This is a genomic window from Streptomyces sp. L7 (assembly GCF_050990935.1).
In the GTDB taxonomy this organism is placed as follows: domain Bacteria; phylum Actinomycetota; class Actinomycetes; order Actinomycetales; family Microbacteriaceae; genus Leifsonia.
Map to the genome: position 1 here is coordinate 117,017 of NZ_CP194644.1, position 16,818 is coordinate 133,834.

The window sequence follows — 16,818 nt, forward strand, 5'->3', positions numbered from 1 at the left end:
CCGTCAGCCGGCCGACACCCACACCGCGCCGAGCGCGAGCGCGGCGATCAGCGCCCAGGAGAGCAGTCCGGTGGCGAGCGCTCGCCAGCCCGTTCCGACGAGCGTGCGCAGCCGGACGGCCGTCCCGAGGCCGAAGAGGGCCATCGCGAGGAGGATCGTCTGCAGTGTGTCCGCGCCGTCGGTCACGACGCTCGGCAGCGGCACGAAGGAGCGGATCAGCACAGCGACGATGAAGCCTGCGACGAAGAGCGGGACGATCGGCGGCCGCTTGACGCTGGGGTCGCCCTCCACGCGGCGGCGGCGCTCGACGATCGCCGCGATCGCGACCGTCGGGGCGAGCATGAGGACGCGGGTGAGCTTGACGACGATCGCCACGGTCAGCGCGGCCGGGCCCGCGATCTGCGCGGTCGCGACCACCTGGCCGACGTCGTGGACGCCGCCGCCGACCCAGTGGCCGAACTGCACGGGCGAGAGGCCCAGCGGATGCCAGAAGAGCGGCAGCACGAAGATCGCGAGCGTCCCGCAGAGCGTGACCAGCGCGACCGGGGTGGCGGCCTCCTCGTCCTTCGGCTTGACCACGCCGCTCATCGCGCCGATCGCGGACGCGCCGCAGATCGAGAAGCCGGTCGCGATCAGCAGCGGCTGGTGGCCGGGGAGGCGGAAGAGCCGGCCGATCAGGAAGGTGCCGGCGAAGCTGAACACCACGATCCCGACGGTCGTCAGGATGGCCACCCAGCCGAGCCCGGCGATGTCACCGAGGCTGAGCTTGAGGCCGAGCAGCACGACGCCGATCCGCATCAGCCGCTTCGCGCTCACCGTGAGACCGGGGGCCAGCACCCCGGCGAGGGCGCCGCGCGCGGCGGGAATCTGACCGACGACGATCCCCAGCACGACCGCCGCCGTGAGCAACGGCACCGCCGGCGCCAGCCAGTGGATGCCCCAGGCCGCGGCAGCGGCGAGGGCCGCGACGGCCACGCCGGACAGCCAGGCGAGGGAGGATCGGGCGGGTGACGGGGTGGGCGCAGTGGCGGGTGAGGTCACCGTCCCATTCTTGCGTCAACGCACACCCGCTCCCGACACCGGTCGGCCGCCGCGTCGCCCTTACGCCGTGCCTGCTCCGGTGCGCGGTCAGAGCACCGACTTCAGCCGCGTCCCGTCGGGCACGCCGAGCCCCGTGCACGCATCCCATCCCGACTGCGCCGTGTAGGCCCCGTTGTTCCCGGAGGTGATGTCCCGGAACCCGGCGGCGACCTGCCCGGCCCGGATGGAGTCGTACAGTTTCGGCTGCACCAGCCCGAAGCGGGACCCGGCGGACTGAGCCAGCCGTGCGATCAGCGCGGCCCACAGCGGCGCTACGGCGCTCGTGCCGCCGATCACCATGTCCTTCCCGTCCACCCGCACCTGGTAGCCGGTCTGCGGGTCGGCGACCGCCGACACATCGGGGACGCCGCGGCCGCCGGGGCCGTTGGCGGCACCGCCCGCGTCAGTCCCGCCGGGGCCGGACGGCACTCCGACGTTCTTCTGCCAGGTCGGCAACGCGAAGACGTCGCTGACGCCGCCGCCGGTCGCGCCGTTGCCGGCGCCGTTGTTCCAGACGGTCTCGGACTGGACGGCTCCGGTCGACGTGTCGGCCTCCAGGCGGGTGCCGCCGCAGGCGAGGGCGTGCGGGGAGGACGCCGGGAAGTCGACGTGCGCCTTGCCGTCGCCGACGCGGTCGGTGCTGCCGTCGTCGCCGGCCGCCACGGTCGTGGTCACGCCGAGAGCTGCGGCGTCCTGGATGGCCTGGTCGAAGGCGTTGCGCGCCTGCGCCGTCCACTGGTCCTCGGACTGCCCCCAGCTGACGCTGATCACGGCCGGGGTCGGGGTCGCGTGCGCGGCGGTGCTGATGGCGTCCAGGAAGCCGGCGTCGGTGTTGGGCGCGAAGTACACCAGCAGCTTCGCGCCGGGGGCGAGAGCGCCGGCCACCTCGATGTCGAGCATGACCTCGCCGTCGGCGCCGTTCGGGTCCTGGCCGGGCACGTTGGCGGCGCCGTCCACGCCGACGGCGGTCACCGACGGCGAGGGGATGCCGAGGCCGGCGAAGTAGGTGTCGAGGTCGGCCTGCACGTAGCCGCCGCCCAGCTCGATGATGGCGATGGTCTGGCCACTGCCGTCGGTGCCCGCGGGGAAGTCGTAGACCGTGCCGAGCTGGGGCGGCGTGTAGCTGGTGCTCACCGCGGCGGCCGGCGTGATGTGGAACTGGGCGCGCGCCTGGGGCCGGTCGTCGAGGCCGAGCACCGCGGTCACGACGCCGTCGAGCTCCGCCGGGATGCTCAGGCCGCCGGTGCGCTGGCGGAAGCTCGGGGCGTCCTCCGCAGCATCGGCCGGGCGGGCCTCCGCGAGGTCGGTGCCGAACACGCGCGCCAGGACCGAGACCGGACCCGACACGCGCACGCGGCGCTCGGCGGCGTTCTCCTCATCGATGGTCACGCCGAGGCGTTTGAGGGTCGACGTCACGAGTCGGAGGTCCTCGGGCGACGCGCCGTAGCGGTCGCCGAGCTCCTGCGGGGTCAGGTGCGACGTGAAGGCGTCGGCGGGGAGCGGCGCCCGGCGGCGCAGGATCAGCGTCGCCTCGACGGGTGTGTCGGGTGGGAGGGCTCCGTGCGCCTGGAAGCCGGCGCGTTCGGGCCGGTCGCTTCCGGGAAGGGGGACGAGGTTCAGCGGCTCTTCGGCATCCATACTCACCGGTCTACCACCCGGGGCCGACAGCGGGAGGGGCCGATTCCGGATCGGCGGACGAACGGCCTCAGACCCAGCTCGGCAGCCACATGTGGATCTGCCAGAACCAGAACGGCACCTGCTGCGCCGTCCAGATCGGCCAGAAGAAGGCCGAGACCACTGTCGCGAGCCCGAGGAACACCGTCGTCCAGGCGATCCCGCGTTGCCGCCGCCGCTCCGGGTCCGTGCGTTTGCCGAGCACGAGCGCGATGACCGCCGCGAGCGCGAGGATCAGGTACGGCTCGAACGCGATCGCGTAGAACTGGAAGATCGTGCGGTTGATGTAGAGCAGCCACGGCAGGTATCCCGCGGCGAGGCCGGTGAGGATGAGCCCGGCCTGCCACTCGCGGTAGCGGGCGAGCCGGTAGACCAGGTAGAACACCGCAGCGGCGGCCGCCCACCAGATGATCGGGTTGCCGAGCGACGTGATCGCCGCCGAGCAGCCTCCCGGCGCGGTGCAGCCGCCCTGGCCGTACGCGTTTCCGGTGTAGTACATGCTCGTCGGCCGGATCATGAACAGCCAGGTCAGCGGGTTGGACTGGTACGGGTGCGGCACGTGCAGGTTGATGCTGTAGTTGTACATCTCCGACTGGTAGTGCCAGAGGTTCTGGAACCACAGCGGCACCCAGGAGAGACCGCCCGTCCACTGCATGTGCAGCGACTGCGCCCAGTTGCGGTAGTAGCCGCCGCGGGTCACCAGCCAGCCGGTCCAGGTGGCGAGGTAGGAGAGGAGGGCGATCGGGACCATCAGCACGAAGGTCGCGGGCGCCTGCTTGAGCAGGCCGCCGCTGATGTGGAAGGCCACGCCCTCCCGGCGCCGGGCGACGATGTCCACCACGACGGTGTAGACGGCGAAGAACGCGAGGAAGTAGAACCCGCTCCACTTCACGCCCGCGCAGAGCCCGGTCAGGATGCCTGCGGCGATCAGCCACGGACGCCACCAGAGCACCGGCCCCCAGGAGGGGTCCCGGCCCGCTCTGCGCGCGATGAGGAGCTTCGCGGCGAGCCGGTCCGCATGCCAACGCCGGTCGAGCAGGACGCAGCCGAACGCGAGCAGCGCGAAGAACATGACGATGTTGTCGAGCAGGGCCACGCGGCTCATCACGATCGCGTGCCCGTCGATGGCGAACAGGAAGCCCGCGATCGTGGCGATGATCGTGGAGGAGAACAGGGCGCGGGCGAGGAGGAAAACGATGAGCACGGCCAGGATGCCGACGACCGCGGTCGACACCCTCCAGCCGAACGAGTTGCCGGCGCCGGTCGCGGCCATCCCGAGTGCGATGATCCACTTGCCGAGCGGTGGATGCGCGACGAACGAGGGGGAGGACTCGAAGATATTCGTGTCGCCCGCGTTGAACGACTGGTCGGCCTTGTCGGGCCAGCTCCCTCGTAGCCGAGGTGGAAGAGGCTCCAGGCGTCCTTGACGTAGAAGGTCTCGTCGAAGACGAGCACGTGCGGGGTGCCGAGGTCCCACAGCCGCAGGATCGCGGCGAGCAGCGTGACCGCGATCGGCGCGCCCCAGTACCAGAGCTTCAGCCGCAGCGGCGTGCACAGCACGCGCGCCCACCAGTCGTCCAGCCGACTGCCGGCGCGGGCGGGCGCGGCGTGCGCGGCCTGGCGGCCGTCGGCTGCTGCGACGTCGGCCGAGGCGGTGTCGCCCGCGAGGGGTGAGGGGAGGTCACCAGGACATCCTGACAGACTGGACCTATGATCATCCTCGCCGCGACGCCGATCGGAAATCTGGGCGATGCCTCCGCCCGCCTGGTCGAGCTGCTGGCCTCGGCGACCGTCGTCGCCGCGGAGGACACCCGTGTCACGCAGCGCCTCCTCGCCGGCCTCGGCGTGGAGAACCGCCCGCGGCTGATCGCCCTGCACGAGCACAACGAGCGCGACCGTGCCGCGGAGCTGGTGGAGCTGGCTCGCGACCAGGACGTGGTGGTCCTCTCCGACGCCGGGATGCCCACGGTCTCCGACCCGGGGTTCCCGCTCGTGGAGGCCGCCGCGGCCGCCGGCGTGGGCGTCACGGTGGTGCCCGGACCGAGCGCGGTGCTGTCGGCGCTCGCCGTGTCCGGCCTCCCGACCGACCGGTTCACGTTCGAGGGCTTCCTGCCGCGCAAGCACGGCGAGCGCACCTCGGCCGCGCGGGCGCTCGCGGCCGAGCAGCGCACGATGGTGTTCTTCGAGTCGCCCAACCGGCTCGCGGCCTCCCTCGCCGACCTGGCGACGGTATTCGGGGCGGAGCGCCGCGCGGTCGTGTGCCGGGAGCTGACGAAGCTGCACGAGGAGACCCGTCGCGGGACACTGCAGGAGCTGGCCGTGTGGGCGGCGGACGGGGTGCGCGGCGAGATCGTCGTGGTGATCGCCGGAGCGCCGGCGCGGGAGGCCGACCCGGCCACCGCGCTGCAGCAGGTCCTCGCGCTCGTCGGCGACGGCGCACGGCTGAAGGAGGCGGCGGCGGAGGTCGCGGAGGCGACCGGGCTCTCGCGGCGCGAGCTGTACCAGGCGGCGCTGGAGGCGCGGCGAGGTTAGTGCGGCAAGGGTCAGTGCGTGGGCTCCGAATGGGTGGAGCGCCTCCGCACCCCCGGTAACACGCCCGCCCGCCCCCTCCCGCGCCCGTAGGATAGTCACCATGTCCGACGGCTCCGCGTTCTATATCACCACGCCGATCTTCTACGTCAACGACGTCCCGCACATCGGGCACGCCTACACGGAGGTCGCTGCGGATGTGCTCGCGCGCTGGCACCGCCAGGCCGGCGACGACACCTGGCTGCTCACCGGGACCGACGAGCACGGCCAGAAGATCCTGCGCACCGCGACCGCCAACGGCACCACCCCGAAGGAGTGGGCCGACCGGCTGGTGACGAACGAGTGGCTGCCGCTGCTGAAGACCGTCGACATCGCCAACGACGACTTCATCCGCACCACGGATGCGCGGCACGAGGAGAACGTCCAGAAGTTCCTGCAGAAGCTGTACGACGACGGCTTCATCTACGCCGGCGAGTACGAGGCGCTCTACTGCGTCGGCTGCGAGGAGTTCAAGCCGCAGAGCGAGATCGTCGACGGCACGGGGGAGTACGAGGGCCAGAAGGTGTGCGCCATCCACTCGAAGCCGCTGGAGCTGCTGCAGGAGAAGAACTACTTCTTCCGGATGAGCGACTTCGCCGACCGGCTGCTGGGGCTCTACGAGGAGCGCCCGGACTTCGTGCAGCCGGAGTCGGCACGCAACGAGGTCGTGTCGTTCGTGCGCCAAGGGCTCAGCGACCTCTCCATCTCGCGGTCGAGCTTCGACTGGGGCATCAAGGTGCCGTGGGACGAGTCGCACGTCGTGTACGTGTGGTTCGACGCGCTGCTCAACTACGTGACAGCGGTCGGCTACGGGCAGGACGAGGAGAACTTCGAGCGCCGCTGGCCGGCGACGCACCTGGTCGGCAAGGACATCCTGCGCTTCCACGCCGTCATCTGGCCCGCCATGCTGATGGCCGCCGGGCTCGAGGTGCCGCACCGGGTCTTCGGGCACGGCTGGCTGCTGGTCGGCGGCGAGAAGATGTCCAAGTCCAAGCTGACCGGCATCGCGCCGACGCAGATCACCGACACGTTCGGCTCCGACGCGTTCCGCTACTACTTCCTGCGCGCGATCAACTTCGGGCAGGACGGCTCGTTCAGCTGGGAGGACCTCGCCGCGCGTTACCAGGCCGAACTGGCCAACGGTTTCGGCAACCTGGCGTCGCGCGTGATCGCGATGGTCACCCGCTACTTCGAGGGCGTCGTGCCGCCGGCATCCGTGTACGAGGAGGCCGACCTCCACGTGCAGCAGGTCGTCGCGACGGCCGCAGCCGACGCCGACGCCGCGATGAGCCGGTTCGCGATCCACGACGCGCTCGCCGCGGTGTGGACCATCGTGGACGAGTTGAACGGCTATATCACCATCCAGGAGCCGTGGTCGCTGGCGAAGGACGACGCCAAGCGCGAGCGCCTCCAGACCGTGCTCTACACCGCGGCAGAGGGACTGCGCGCGCTCGCCGTGCTGCTGTCGCCGGTCGTCCCGAAGGCGACGGCGAAGCTGTGGACGGCGCTCGGCGTGACCGCGGAGCTCGGCCCGCTGGACGCGCAGCCGCTGCGGAAGGCCGGCGACTGGGGCCGCCTGCCCGCCGGCACCGAGGTGAACGGGCTCGAGGCGCTGTTCCCGCGCATCGAGGCGGACGTGGTGCAGGGGCATGACCGACCCCGCGTTCATCCGGCAGCGACACGTCACCGACGGTCGCGACCTCGCGTACCCGCCGCTGCCGGAGGCGCTCGTCGTCCCGGTCTACGACAACCACACCCACCTCGAGATCGCCGACGGTCACGAGCCGCTCGACTACCGCGAGCAGCTCGACCGTGCCTCCAGCGTGGGCGTGCGCGGGGTCGTCCAGGTCGGCAACGATGTGGAGACCTCCCGCTGGTCGGCGGAGATGGCCGCGATCGAGCCGCGCATGCTGGCCGCCGTCGCCCTGCACCCCAACGACGCTCCGGAGTACGCCGAGCGCGGCGAGCTGGAGGATGCCCTCGCGGTCATCGCCGAGCTGGCCGGGCGCCCGCGGGTGCGGGCCGTCGGGGAGACCGGGCTGGACTTCTTCCGCACCGAGGCCGGGCCGCGCCGCGACGCGCAGTTCGCCTCCTTCGAGGCGCACATCGAGATCGCGAAGCAGACCGGCATCGCCCTGCAGATCCACGACCGGGACGCGCACGCCGCTGTCGTCGCGACGCTCAAGCGCGTGGGCGCACCCGAACGGACCGTCTTCCACTGCTTCTCCGGCGACGTGGAGCTGGCCGAGGTCTGCGCCGACAACGGCTGGTACATGTCGTTCGCCGGCAACGTCACCTTCAAGAACGCGCCGAACCTGCGGGCCGCGCTCGTGGCCGCGCCGCGCCACCTGATCATGCTGGAGACCGACGCGCCGTTCCTCACGCCCGCGCCGTTCCGCGGCCGCCCGAACGCGCCGTACCTCATCCCGCACACGCTGCGGGCGATGGCCGACTACCTGGGCACCGACGCCTCCACTCTCGCGGCACAGATCAACTCCAACACCGAGCTCGTCTACGGCCGCTGGGACAGCGAGCCCGTCGGGCCGCCGCCGTCGGGCCCGATCGGGACCATCGCGTGAGCGAGCTGCGCCTGCTCGGGCCGGCCGAGATCCGCGACCTCGCGGAGCTGCTGGACGTGACCCCCACCAAGAAGCTCGGCCAGAACTTCGTGATCGACGGGAACACGGTGCGCCGCATCGTCCGCGTCGCGGAGGTCGAGGCGGGTGACATCGTGGTCGAAGTCGGCCCCGGCCTCGGCTCGCTCACGCTCGGCCTCCTGGAGGCGGACGCGCGCGTCGTCGCGGTGGAGATCGACCGCCGGCTCGCGGCGCAGCTTCCGGTCACGGTCGAGCAGCTCGCGCCCTCCGTGGCCGAGCGGTTGACCGTCGTCCACCAGGACGCGCTCACCGTGCGGGAGCTCCCCGAGCAGCCCGTGCGGCTGGTGGCGAACCTGCCGTACAACGTCTCGGTGCCCGTGCTGCTGCACTTCCTGGAGACCTTCCCGTCCCTCCGCTCCGGCGTGGTGATGGTGCAGGCGGAGGTCGGCCACCGCATCGCGGCCGGCCCCGGCTCCAAGGTCTACGGCGCACCGAGTGTGAAGGCCGCCTGGTACGGCGACTGGCGCACGGCGGGCAACGTCAGCAGGCAGGTCTTCTGGCCGGTGCCCAACGTGGACTCGGTGCTCGTCGCGTTCGATCGGCGGACCGAGCCGCGGGGCGACGAGGACCTCCGCCGCCGCACATTCGCGCTGGTCGATGCGGCCTTCCAGCAGCGCAGGAAGACCCTCCGGCAGTCGCTCTCCGTCGTCTTCGGCGACCCCACCTCCGCCGCGACCGCGCTGGAGGCCGCCGGCATCAGCCCGTCCGAGCGGGGCGAGCAGCTCCAGCTCGACGACTTCGTGAGACTCGCCGCCTCCGCCTGATCCGCGTGATCCTCGCAGCGGCCCCGCGGTGTGTAGGTTTGAGGCATGGTCGAGGCTGGTACGGGGTGGGACGTGGATGCCGTGCATGTGCGGGCGCCGGGCAAGATCAACGTGTTCATGCGCGTCGGCGCCGTCCGCGACGACGGCTACCACGACGTCGCGACCGCCTACCAGGCCGTCTCGCTCTACGAGGACGTCCGCGCGTACCGCGACGACGAGTTCTCGGTGAGCTTCTCGGGCAGTGTCGACACGAGCGGCCTCGCCACCGACGGCACGAACCTGGCCATCAAGGCCGCCAAGCTGCTGGCTAAGAAGACCGGCCACACCGGCGGCGTCCGGCTGGAGATCGAGAAGCACGTCCCGATCGCGGGCGGCATGGGCGGCGGCTCGGCCGACGCCGCGGCCACCCTGGTCGCCTGCGACGCGCTCTGGGGCACCGAGCTCGGCCGCGAGGAGCTGCTCGCGCTGGCCGCCCGCCTCGGCGCGGACGTCCCCTTCGCCCTGATCGGCGGCACGGCCATCGGCACCGGCCGCGGCGACCGGCTCAGCCCGGCGCTCGCCACCGGGCAGTTCCAGTGGGTGCTCGCGCTGCCGGAGGGCGAGCTCAGCACCCCGGCCGTCTACAGCGAACTCGACCGGCACCGGCAGCGGCATATCGGCGAGATCGCGCCGGCCGAGCGCAGCCCGAGCGTCGACGCGGAGATCCTGCAGGCCCTGCGCGCGGGCGACCCGGCGATGCTGGCCGAGGCGCTCACGAACGACCTCCAGGCGCCGGCCATCCACCTGGCCCCGAGCATCGCGGAGGTGCTGGAGCTCGGCGAGCTGAACGGCGCGCTCGCGGGGATCGTGTCGGGCTCGGGCCCGACCGTGGCATTCCTGGTCGCGGACCTCGACAACGCGCTCGACCTGCAGATCGCGCTGAGCGCCTCCCGGATCCACGCTGTGCGGGCGACCGGGCCGGTGCACGGCGCACGCGTCGTCGGCGACTGAGTCGCCGCGAGCGGCCTGACCGCCGAGTACCCCCGGGAGCCGGGCCATGTCGGGCCACATCCCGGCGCTCCAGGTGTACTCGGCGCTGGTGAGGCGCGCAGACGCGCGTTCGGACGGGCGCCTGAGCCCGAGGACGCCCGATCCGCATCGCACGTCGGGTTGAGACGATCCGTTTGACTGAGTCGTTTCCGTGCGGGTGCGGGTCGGGCATCCCGGGTGAGAACTACGTTACCGAGCGGGCCTGTGTCCTCATAGTGGGGGACCGCAAAACCGTCAACTCTTGACGGGTCGATCGCTCCTGACGGGCCGTCGACGGGGAGGGCGAGCGCGCGCAGCTCGCGGCGGGAGCGCATCCCGAGCTTCGCGAGGATGTTGCGCACGTGGAAGTTGACGGTCGTGACGGAGACGTACAGCCGCTCCGCGATCTCCTTGTTCGTCATGCCCGCAGCCAGGGCGTGAGCCACCTGGCGCTCACGCGTCGTGAGCGACGCGAGCGGGTCGGCGCCGGCAGCCACCTCGCGCTCGCCGTCGGCCGCGCCGCTCTCGACCGAGCGGACCGCGTCGAGGTGTTGCGCGGCCCTGGCGAGGTAGCTGCTGGCGCCGAGGCGGCGGAAGGTCGTGGCGGCGGCTTCGAGGAGGGTCTCGGCGTCGGCGCGGTCGTCGGCGCCGTCCGCCGCCAACAGCCGGCCGGCGTCCAGCGCCGCGACCGCCTCGGGGAAGGCGAAGCGGGCCTCCTGCGCCGCCTCCCGGTACGCGGCCACCGCCTCCACGGTCCGGCCCTCGGCCTCCAGCACGCGGCCCTCCAGCCAGCGGCGTGAGCCGTAGTACGGCCGCCAGAGCCCGGGCGCGAGGCAGCGCTCGTAGGCGGCGCGCGCCTCGTCCGCTCGGCCGAGCGTCGCCAGCGCGTCGACGCGGTAGGTGAGCCAGCCGAGAGTGGAGGCGCGCGTCGCCGCGGCCTCGGCGTCGAGAGTAGCCCGAAGCTGCTCCTCGGGCCGGCCGAGCGCGCGGGCGAGCTCGGCCCGGGCCAGGAACGGCAGGTCCCCGTCGTAGGATCCGGTGAACCGCGGGTCGGCGCGCGCGGCCGAGCGCAGGCGTTCGCCCACCGAGTCGGCCTCGCCGCGTCCGGCGCGCACCAGGGCGGAGGTCCAGAGGGCGATCGGCCAGCCGGACAGGTCGGTCTCGTCCAGGGCGAGCGCCACGGCCGTGTCGGCCAGCGTGACCGACTCCTCCCACTCGCCGACGAGGAAGAGGATGTGCGCGTAGATGGTGCGGACGAAGCCGGCGGTCCAGCTCGACGGGAACCGGCGGACGAGCTCATTCGCGCGTGCCAGGTCCGCGCGGGCGCGGTCGACGTCGCCGCCGAGGATGAACACCCGGGAGCGCGCGACGAGCGCGTCGACGGCGGCGGGCGACTCGTGGCGCGCCAGCAGCTCGTCCAGTTCGGAGGTGAGCGGCGCGAACAGGTCGGGACGGCGTGAGTGCGCGGCCGAGTTGAGCGCCCAGCCGAGCAGCCGGACCAGGTGCTCGTCGGGCTCCGCCAGCCAGCGCAGCGCCGGGTCGGCGACCTCCTCCGGGGGCGGGCACTGCGCGATGTGTGCGCGGGCGGTCTCGAGATGGTCGAGGACGCCGGCGAAGTCGCCCATCGCCATCAGGACCTTCGGGATCGCCTCGGCGACGTGCGTGCGGATCGCACGCTCGTCCGGAGTGGTCGCCGGCGCGGCCTCCAGCTTCAGCGCCAGCTCCAGGGCGCCGGGCACGTCGCGGGAGAGGGTGCGCAGCTCCAGCAGCACCGCGTCGCGCGCGGGCGACGGCGTCAGCGCTTCGATCGCGGGGCGCAGCTCCAGGATCTGCTCGTGCAGCCGGAACCGCATCGCGAGCAGTCCCAGCTCGATCAGCGCGCGCTCCAGCTCACCCTCGGTGGCCAGGTGCGTCGCCGAGCGGGCATAACTCATCGCCTGCTCGGCATGGCCCTGGTCGGCGGCCGCCAGCGCGGCGGTCAGCAGCTCGTCGACCAGCAGCGGGTCGGCGGTGTCGGCGGCCTCCACCCGGTGGCGGAGGGCGCGGTGGCCATCCAGCACCTCGGCGGCGACCCGGTGGATGGCGACCCGGCGCTCCACGCTCAGCCCGGCGGCGAGCGCGTCGGCGAGCAACGCGTGAGCCGGCTCCACCCACAGCACGCCGTCGCGGGCGCGGCCGAGGACGAGTCCGCGCGTGACCGCGCCGGGGAGGTCGAGCGCGGCGCCGAGCCGGGCGGCGATGCTGCCGACGACGGGCGCGGGCAGCGGGTCGCGCAGCACCGCGACGAACTCGGCGGCGGTGCGCACGGATGGGTCGGCGCCCTCCAGCGCGGCCGAGATGGCGGTGGCGAGCGGCATGATCGCGGTGCCAGGGAGGTCCCAGCCGGCCGGATGCAGCGCCTGCTCGAACGTGTCGCGGAGCTGCCCGAGCAGCACGCTCAGCAGCAGCGGGGAGCCCTGCGTCGCCTCGGTGAGGCGGGTCGCCGTGCGGCGCGAGATCGCGTGTCCGAGGAGGTGCTCGGCGAGCTCCTGGGTGTCGGAGACGGCGAGCGGGGTCAGGTCGATGCGGGCGTGGTTGACGGAGGTCGCCGCGAGGTCGTCGAACAGGGCGGTCACGCTGTTCGGCTGCGGGCGGGAGGCCGCAGTGAACAGGAAGCCGCGCTCGGACAGCCGCCGCACCACGAACCGGAGCGCCCGCGCGGAGGGTTCGTCCACCCACTGCGCGTCGTCCACGATGAGGCACACCGGCCCGGCGAGGCCGTCGATCGCGTCGAGGAGCAGCCTCCCGACCGTGAGGGCGTCGTCCTCGGGCGCGGGCGGTCGGATGGCTGAGCTGCCGCCGCGCTCGCCGCGCAGCGCGGTGAGCCCCCGCACCAGGGTTTCGACGGTCGCGTATGCGAGGTCCGACTCGAACGAGTCGGCGCTCACCCGCAGCACGGTCCAGCCGTCCAGCCGCTCGGCGATGTCGGCCAGCAGGGAGGTCTTGCCCAGCCCCGCCTCGCCGGTGACGAGCACGGCGCCGCCGCGGTCGACCGCACGATGGGCGACGAGGAGGATGGTCTCGCGGGCCCGGTCGCGTCCGAAGAGTGGGCGTACGATCGCCAGCTCGTCGGTCACGGTCAGCCCCCATCGTCCGCGCGGGTCGGGAACGCGCGGTCCGGTCCGTCGATCATCGCACATCGGGGTATCCGGTCGGTTTCCCCCAAGGTGGGGGAGAGGCACCGGGGGCTGCGTCCGGGATCGGCGTCCGCACGCAGGATGTCGCATGCTCGCGACGGTAGGCTGGAGGACCGTATGGCTCATCTCCTCGGCGCCGAGTCGCTGCACCTCGAATACCCGACGCGGGTCGTCTTCGACTCGGTGACGCTCGGCGTCTCCGAGGGCGACCGCATCGGAGTCGTCGGCCGCAACGGCGACGGCAAGTCCACCCTCCTCTCCCTGCTCGCGGGGCGTTTCGAGCCCGACTCCGGGAGGGTCACCCGGCGCCGTGACGTGACGGTCGGGATGCTCGACCAGCGCGACGAGCTGCCCGACGCCCTCACGGTCGGCCGAGCCATCGTCGGCGACCGCGACGAGCACACCTGGGCGGGCGACCCGAAGGTGCGGGACGTCCTGGCCGGCCTGGTCTCCGACGTTCCGTGGGACGCGACGATCGGCGAGCTCTCGGGCGGCCAGCGCCGGCGCGTGGCGCTCGCCGCCCTCCTGGTGCACGACCACGACATCCTCTTCCTGGACGAGCCGACCAACCACCTCGACATCGAGGGCGTCGCGTGGCTCGCCGCCCACCTGAAGCGGCGGTGGCCGTCCGGTTCGGGCGCGCTCGTGGTCGTGACGCACGACCGCTGGTTCCTGGACGAGGTGTCGACCGCGACCTGGGAGGTCCACGACGGGATCGTGGAGCCGTTCGAGGGCGGCTATGCGGCCTACATCCTGCAACGCGTCGAGCGCGACCGGATGTCGGCGGTCGCCGAGACCAAACGCCAGAACCTGATGCGCAAGGAGCTGGCCTGGCTGCGCCGCGGCGCGCCCGCGCGCACCTCCAAGCCGAAGTTCCGGATGGACGCCGCCGCGACCCTCATCGCCGACGAGCCGGCGCCGCGCGACACCGTCGAGCTGACCAAGCTCGCCACCTCCCGTCTCGGCAAGGACGTCGTCGACCTCATCGACGTCACCGTCGAGTTCCCGCCGAAAACCGTGCTGCGCGACATCGAATGGCGGATCGCCCCGGGCGAGCGCACCGGCATCCTCGGCGTCAACGGCGCGGGCAAGTCGACCCTGCTCGGCCTCGTCGCCGGCACCGTGCAGCCGACCGCAGGTCGGGTCAAGCGCGGCAAGACCGTCAAGATCGCGACCCTCACCCAGCAGCTCGACGAGCTGGAGGACGTGCTCGACCTCCGAGTGAGCGCCGTCGTCGCCGACAAGCGCACCACGTATCTGGCCGGCGGCAAGGAGGTCTCGCCCGGCCAGATGCTGGAGCGCCTCGGTTTCACGAACGCCCAGCTCTCCACCCCGGTCAAGGACCTCTCCGGCGGGCAGAAGCGCCGCCTCCAACTGCTGCTGATCCTGCTGGACGAGCCGAACGTGCTCATCCTGGACGAGCCGACCAACGACCTCGACACCGACATGCTCGCCGCGATGGAGGACCTCCTCGACGGCTGGCCGGGCACGCTGCTGGTGGTCTCGCACGACCGGTACCTGGTCGAGCGGGTGACCGACCAGCAGTACGCGGTGCTCGACGGGGCGTTCCGGCACCTGCCGGGCGGCGTGGACGAGTACCTGCGGCTGCGCCGGGAGCGGAGCGCGGCCGCGCCGTCTCCGTCTGTTCCTTCGGCCGCTTCGGCCGCTGCGGCCCCGGCTCTCGCCGGCGCAGCCCTGCGCGCGGCCGAGAAGGAGCTCGCCTCCATCGACCGCCGCCTCACGAAGCTGTCTGCCCAGGTCGCCGAGCACCACGAGTCCATCGCCCGGCACGACCAGAGCGACTACGTCGGCCTCGGCCGCCTCACCGAGGAACTGCGCACCCTGGAGGGCGAGATCGCCGACCAGGAGACCCGCTGGCTCGAGCTCAGCGAGCAGCTCGAGGCCTGACGCCCCGCGTCGGCAACGGAGGAGATCCACCCCGACACGCCGCACCACCGCAGCCAACGGAGGACATCGCGGCCTGCCCGACCCGCATCTCCTCCGTTACCCACAGCGCCTCGGCTCGAGCCACGTCGGCAACGGAGGAGATCCGGGTCCGGAGCGCGCGTGAGTCCTCCGCTAGCTGCCTTCCGGCGGCGTGTCGGCTCCGGACTCCTCCGTTGCCAACGAAGAAGGCGAAACCGGCGTCGCGCCACGGGCGCAGGACGAGGTGGTCGGTCGCGAGGGTGGTGGGGATGCGCACCCGGTTCAGCGTAATCGCGGGCGGCGCGCCCCGCCTGCCCCCAGATTAGACTCGCCGCATGCCGACGCACACCGTTGTGACTCAGCACGCCGATCCTGCGCTCAACCAGGCCCCGCCGCGCGTCGACCTGGACGAGTTCGCCGCGAACCTCCCGCTGCGGGAGGCCGTCGAACGCTACGACGCCGACTGGGCGCTGTCCGATCTCGGCGCCGTGGGGCGGCTGGTCGGGTCGGCCGGATTCCAGGCCGACGCCGAGCGGGCGAACGTGCGCGAACCGCAGTTGCGGACCTTCGACCGGTGGGGCAACCGCATCGACGAGGTCGACTACGACGAGAGCTACCACCGGGTGATCCGGCAGGCGGTCGCCGCGGGCGCGCACACCTCCGCCTGGGCCGAGCCGCGCGCCGGGGCGAACGTCGCGCGCGCGGCGACCTTCATGCTGTTCGCGCAGGTGGAGCCGGGACACGCCTGCCCGGTCTCGATGTCGCACGCCGCCGTCCCGGCGCTCGCCGCCTCCCCGGACCTCGCGGCCGAGTGGGTGCCGCGGCTGCTGTCGCGCGAGTACGACGGCCGGCTCGGCGCGGGGAAGCCGTCCGCGCTGTTCGGGATGGCGATGACCGAGAAGCAGGGCGGCTCGGACGTGCGCGCCAACACCACGCGTGCGCTCGCCGACGGCGACGGGCGCTGGCTGCTGACCGGCCACAAGTGGTTCTGCTCGGCGCCGATGTCCGACGCGTTCCTGGTGCTCGCCCAGACCGCGGGCGGTCTGAGCTGCTTCGTCGTGCCGCGGGTGCTGGAGGACGGCACGCGCAACGTCTTCCTCCTCCAGAGGCTGAAGGACAAGCTCGGCAACCGGTCCAACGCCTCCAGCGAGGTGGAGTTCTCGGACACGGTGGGCTATCTGCTGGGCGAAGAGGGCCGCGGCGTCCGCACCATCCTGGAGATGGTGAACCGCACCCGGCTCGACTGTGTGCTCGGCAGCGCGGCGGGGATGCGCCAGGCCGTCGCGGAGGCGGCGTGGCACGTCCGGCACCGCGCGGCGTTCGGCCGCCGCCTGGTCGAGCAGCCCGCGATGACGGCGGTGCTCGCCGACCTGGCACTGGAGTCGGAAGCGGCGACGGCGGTCGCGCTGCGCCTGGCCCGCGCGCACGACGACGACGCCCCGGAGGCCGAGGTCGCGTTCCGCCGACTGGCCACCGCGGTGAGCAAGTACTGGGTCTGCAAGCGCGGGCCCGGCCACGCCTACGAGGCGATGGAGTGCCTGGGCGGCAACGGCTACACGGAGGCGTTCCCGCTGGCCCGGCGGTATCGGGAGCAGCCGGTGATGGCGATCTGGGAGGGCTCAGGCAACGTGATCGCGCTGGATGTTTTGCGCGCCCTCGGCCGCGAGCCGGCGAGCGTGGCGGCGTTCGACGCCGAGCTCGCGGCGGCTCGCGGGGTCGACGCCGCGTACGACGCGCACCACGACCGGCTGCGCCGCGCGGTGGCGGAGGCGGACCCGTCGGCGGCGCGCACGGTGGTCGCCGCGCTCGCGGTGGCGTTGCAGGCGTCGCTGCTCATCCGGCACGCGCCGGCCGCCGTCGCCGACGCATTCGTCGCGGCGCGGCTCGGACCGGATCGCGGGTCGCTCTACGGGGAACTGCCGTCGGGGGTGGACACCGCGGGGATCGTCGCGCGGGCCTGAGCGG

Annotated in this window: 8 protein-coding genes and 1 pseudogene; 5 read left to right on the forward strand and 4 right to left on the reverse strand. The window is 72.7% G+C overall.

Translation table 11 applies throughout. The annotated features are described in order from the left end of the window. Positions 1 to 3: 3 nt before the first annotated feature. The 3 genes from ACR5MH_RS00610 to ACR5MH_RS00620 all read right to left on the reverse strand — a co-directional run bounded on the left by ACR5MH_RS00610 (position 4) and on the right by ACR5MH_RS00620 (position 4,324). Positions 4 to 1,041 (reverse strand): YeiH family protein, encoded by a 1,038-nt coding sequence (locus ACR5MH_RS00610; RefSeq protein WP_431349170.1) that lies wholly within the window; start codon positions 1,039 to 1,041, stop codon positions 4 to 6. A gap of 87 nt (positions 1,042 to 1,128) precedes the next feature. Further along, the gene (locus ACR5MH_RS00615) at positions 1,129 to 2,718 is read right to left on the reverse strand and encodes a S53 family peptidase (RefSeq protein ID WP_431349171.1); all 1,590 of its coding nucleotides are present in this window, start codon (positions 2,716 to 2,718) and stop codon (positions 1,129 to 1,131) included. Between the two features lie 67 nt (positions 2,719 to 2,785). Then, positions 2,786 to 4,324: a dolichyl-phosphate-mannose--protein mannosyltransferase gene (locus tag ACR5MH_RS00620; protein WP_433862159.1), complete on the reverse strand. Its 1,539-nt coding sequence runs from the start codon at positions 4,322 to 4,324 to the stop codon at positions 2,786 to 2,788. Between the two features lie 140 nt (positions 4,325 to 4,464). Between ACR5MH_RS00620 and rsmI the strand changes: the two genes are divergently transcribed. The 3 genes from rsmI (at position 4,465) to ACR5MH_RS00635 (ending at position 9,733) form a co-directional block, all read left to right on the forward strand. Beyond that, the gene (gene rsmI, locus ACR5MH_RS00625) at positions 4,465 to 5,286 is read left to right on the forward strand and encodes a 16S rRNA (cytidine(1402)-2'-O)-methyltransferase (protein ID WP_431349173.1); all 822 of its coding nucleotides are present in this window, start codon (positions 4,465 to 4,467) and stop codon (positions 5,284 to 5,286) included. A gap of 100 nt (positions 5,287 to 5,386) precedes the next feature. Continuing rightward, the gene (gene metG, locus ACR5MH_RS00630; protein ID WP_433862160.1) at positions 5,387 to 8,743 is read left to right on the forward strand and encodes a methionine--tRNA ligase; all 3,357 of its coding nucleotides are present in this window, start codon (positions 5,387 to 5,389) and stop codon (positions 8,741 to 8,743) included. 45 nt (positions 8,744 to 8,788) lie between these two features. Further along, on the forward strand, positions 8,789 to 9,733 hold the full coding sequence (locus ACR5MH_RS00635; protein ID WP_431349174.1) for a 4-(cytidine 5'-diphospho)-2-C-methyl-D-erythritol kinase: 945 nt from the start codon (positions 8,789 to 8,791) through the stop codon (positions 9,731 to 9,733). A gap of 344 nt (positions 9,734 to 10,077) precedes the next feature. Here ACR5MH_RS00635 and ACR5MH_RS00640 read toward each other — a convergent pair. Next, positions 10,078 to 13,053, reverse strand: a pseudogene (locus ACR5MH_RS00640) (AAA family ATPase); the annotation flags it as partial. Here ACR5MH_RS00640 and ACR5MH_RS00645 point away from each other — a divergent pair. Both ACR5MH_RS00645 and ACR5MH_RS00650 read left to right on the forward strand, forming a co-directional pair. After that, the gene (locus tag ACR5MH_RS00645; RefSeq protein WP_433862161.1) at positions 13,045 to 14,835 is read left to right on the forward strand and encodes an ABC-F family ATP-binding cassette domain-containing protein; all 1,791 of its coding nucleotides are present in this window, start codon (positions 13,045 to 13,047) and stop codon (positions 14,833 to 14,835) included. The pseudogene ACR5MH_RS00640 and the gene ACR5MH_RS00645 sit on opposite strands and share 9 nt — an antisense overlap. Positions 14,836 to 15,188: 353 nt before the next feature. After that, entirely contained in the window at positions 15,189 to 16,814 is a 1,626-nt protein-coding gene (locus tag ACR5MH_RS00650; protein ID WP_431349176.1) for an acyl-CoA dehydrogenase family protein, read from the forward strand. The last annotated feature ends 4 nt before the right edge of the window (positions 16,815 to 16,818 follow it).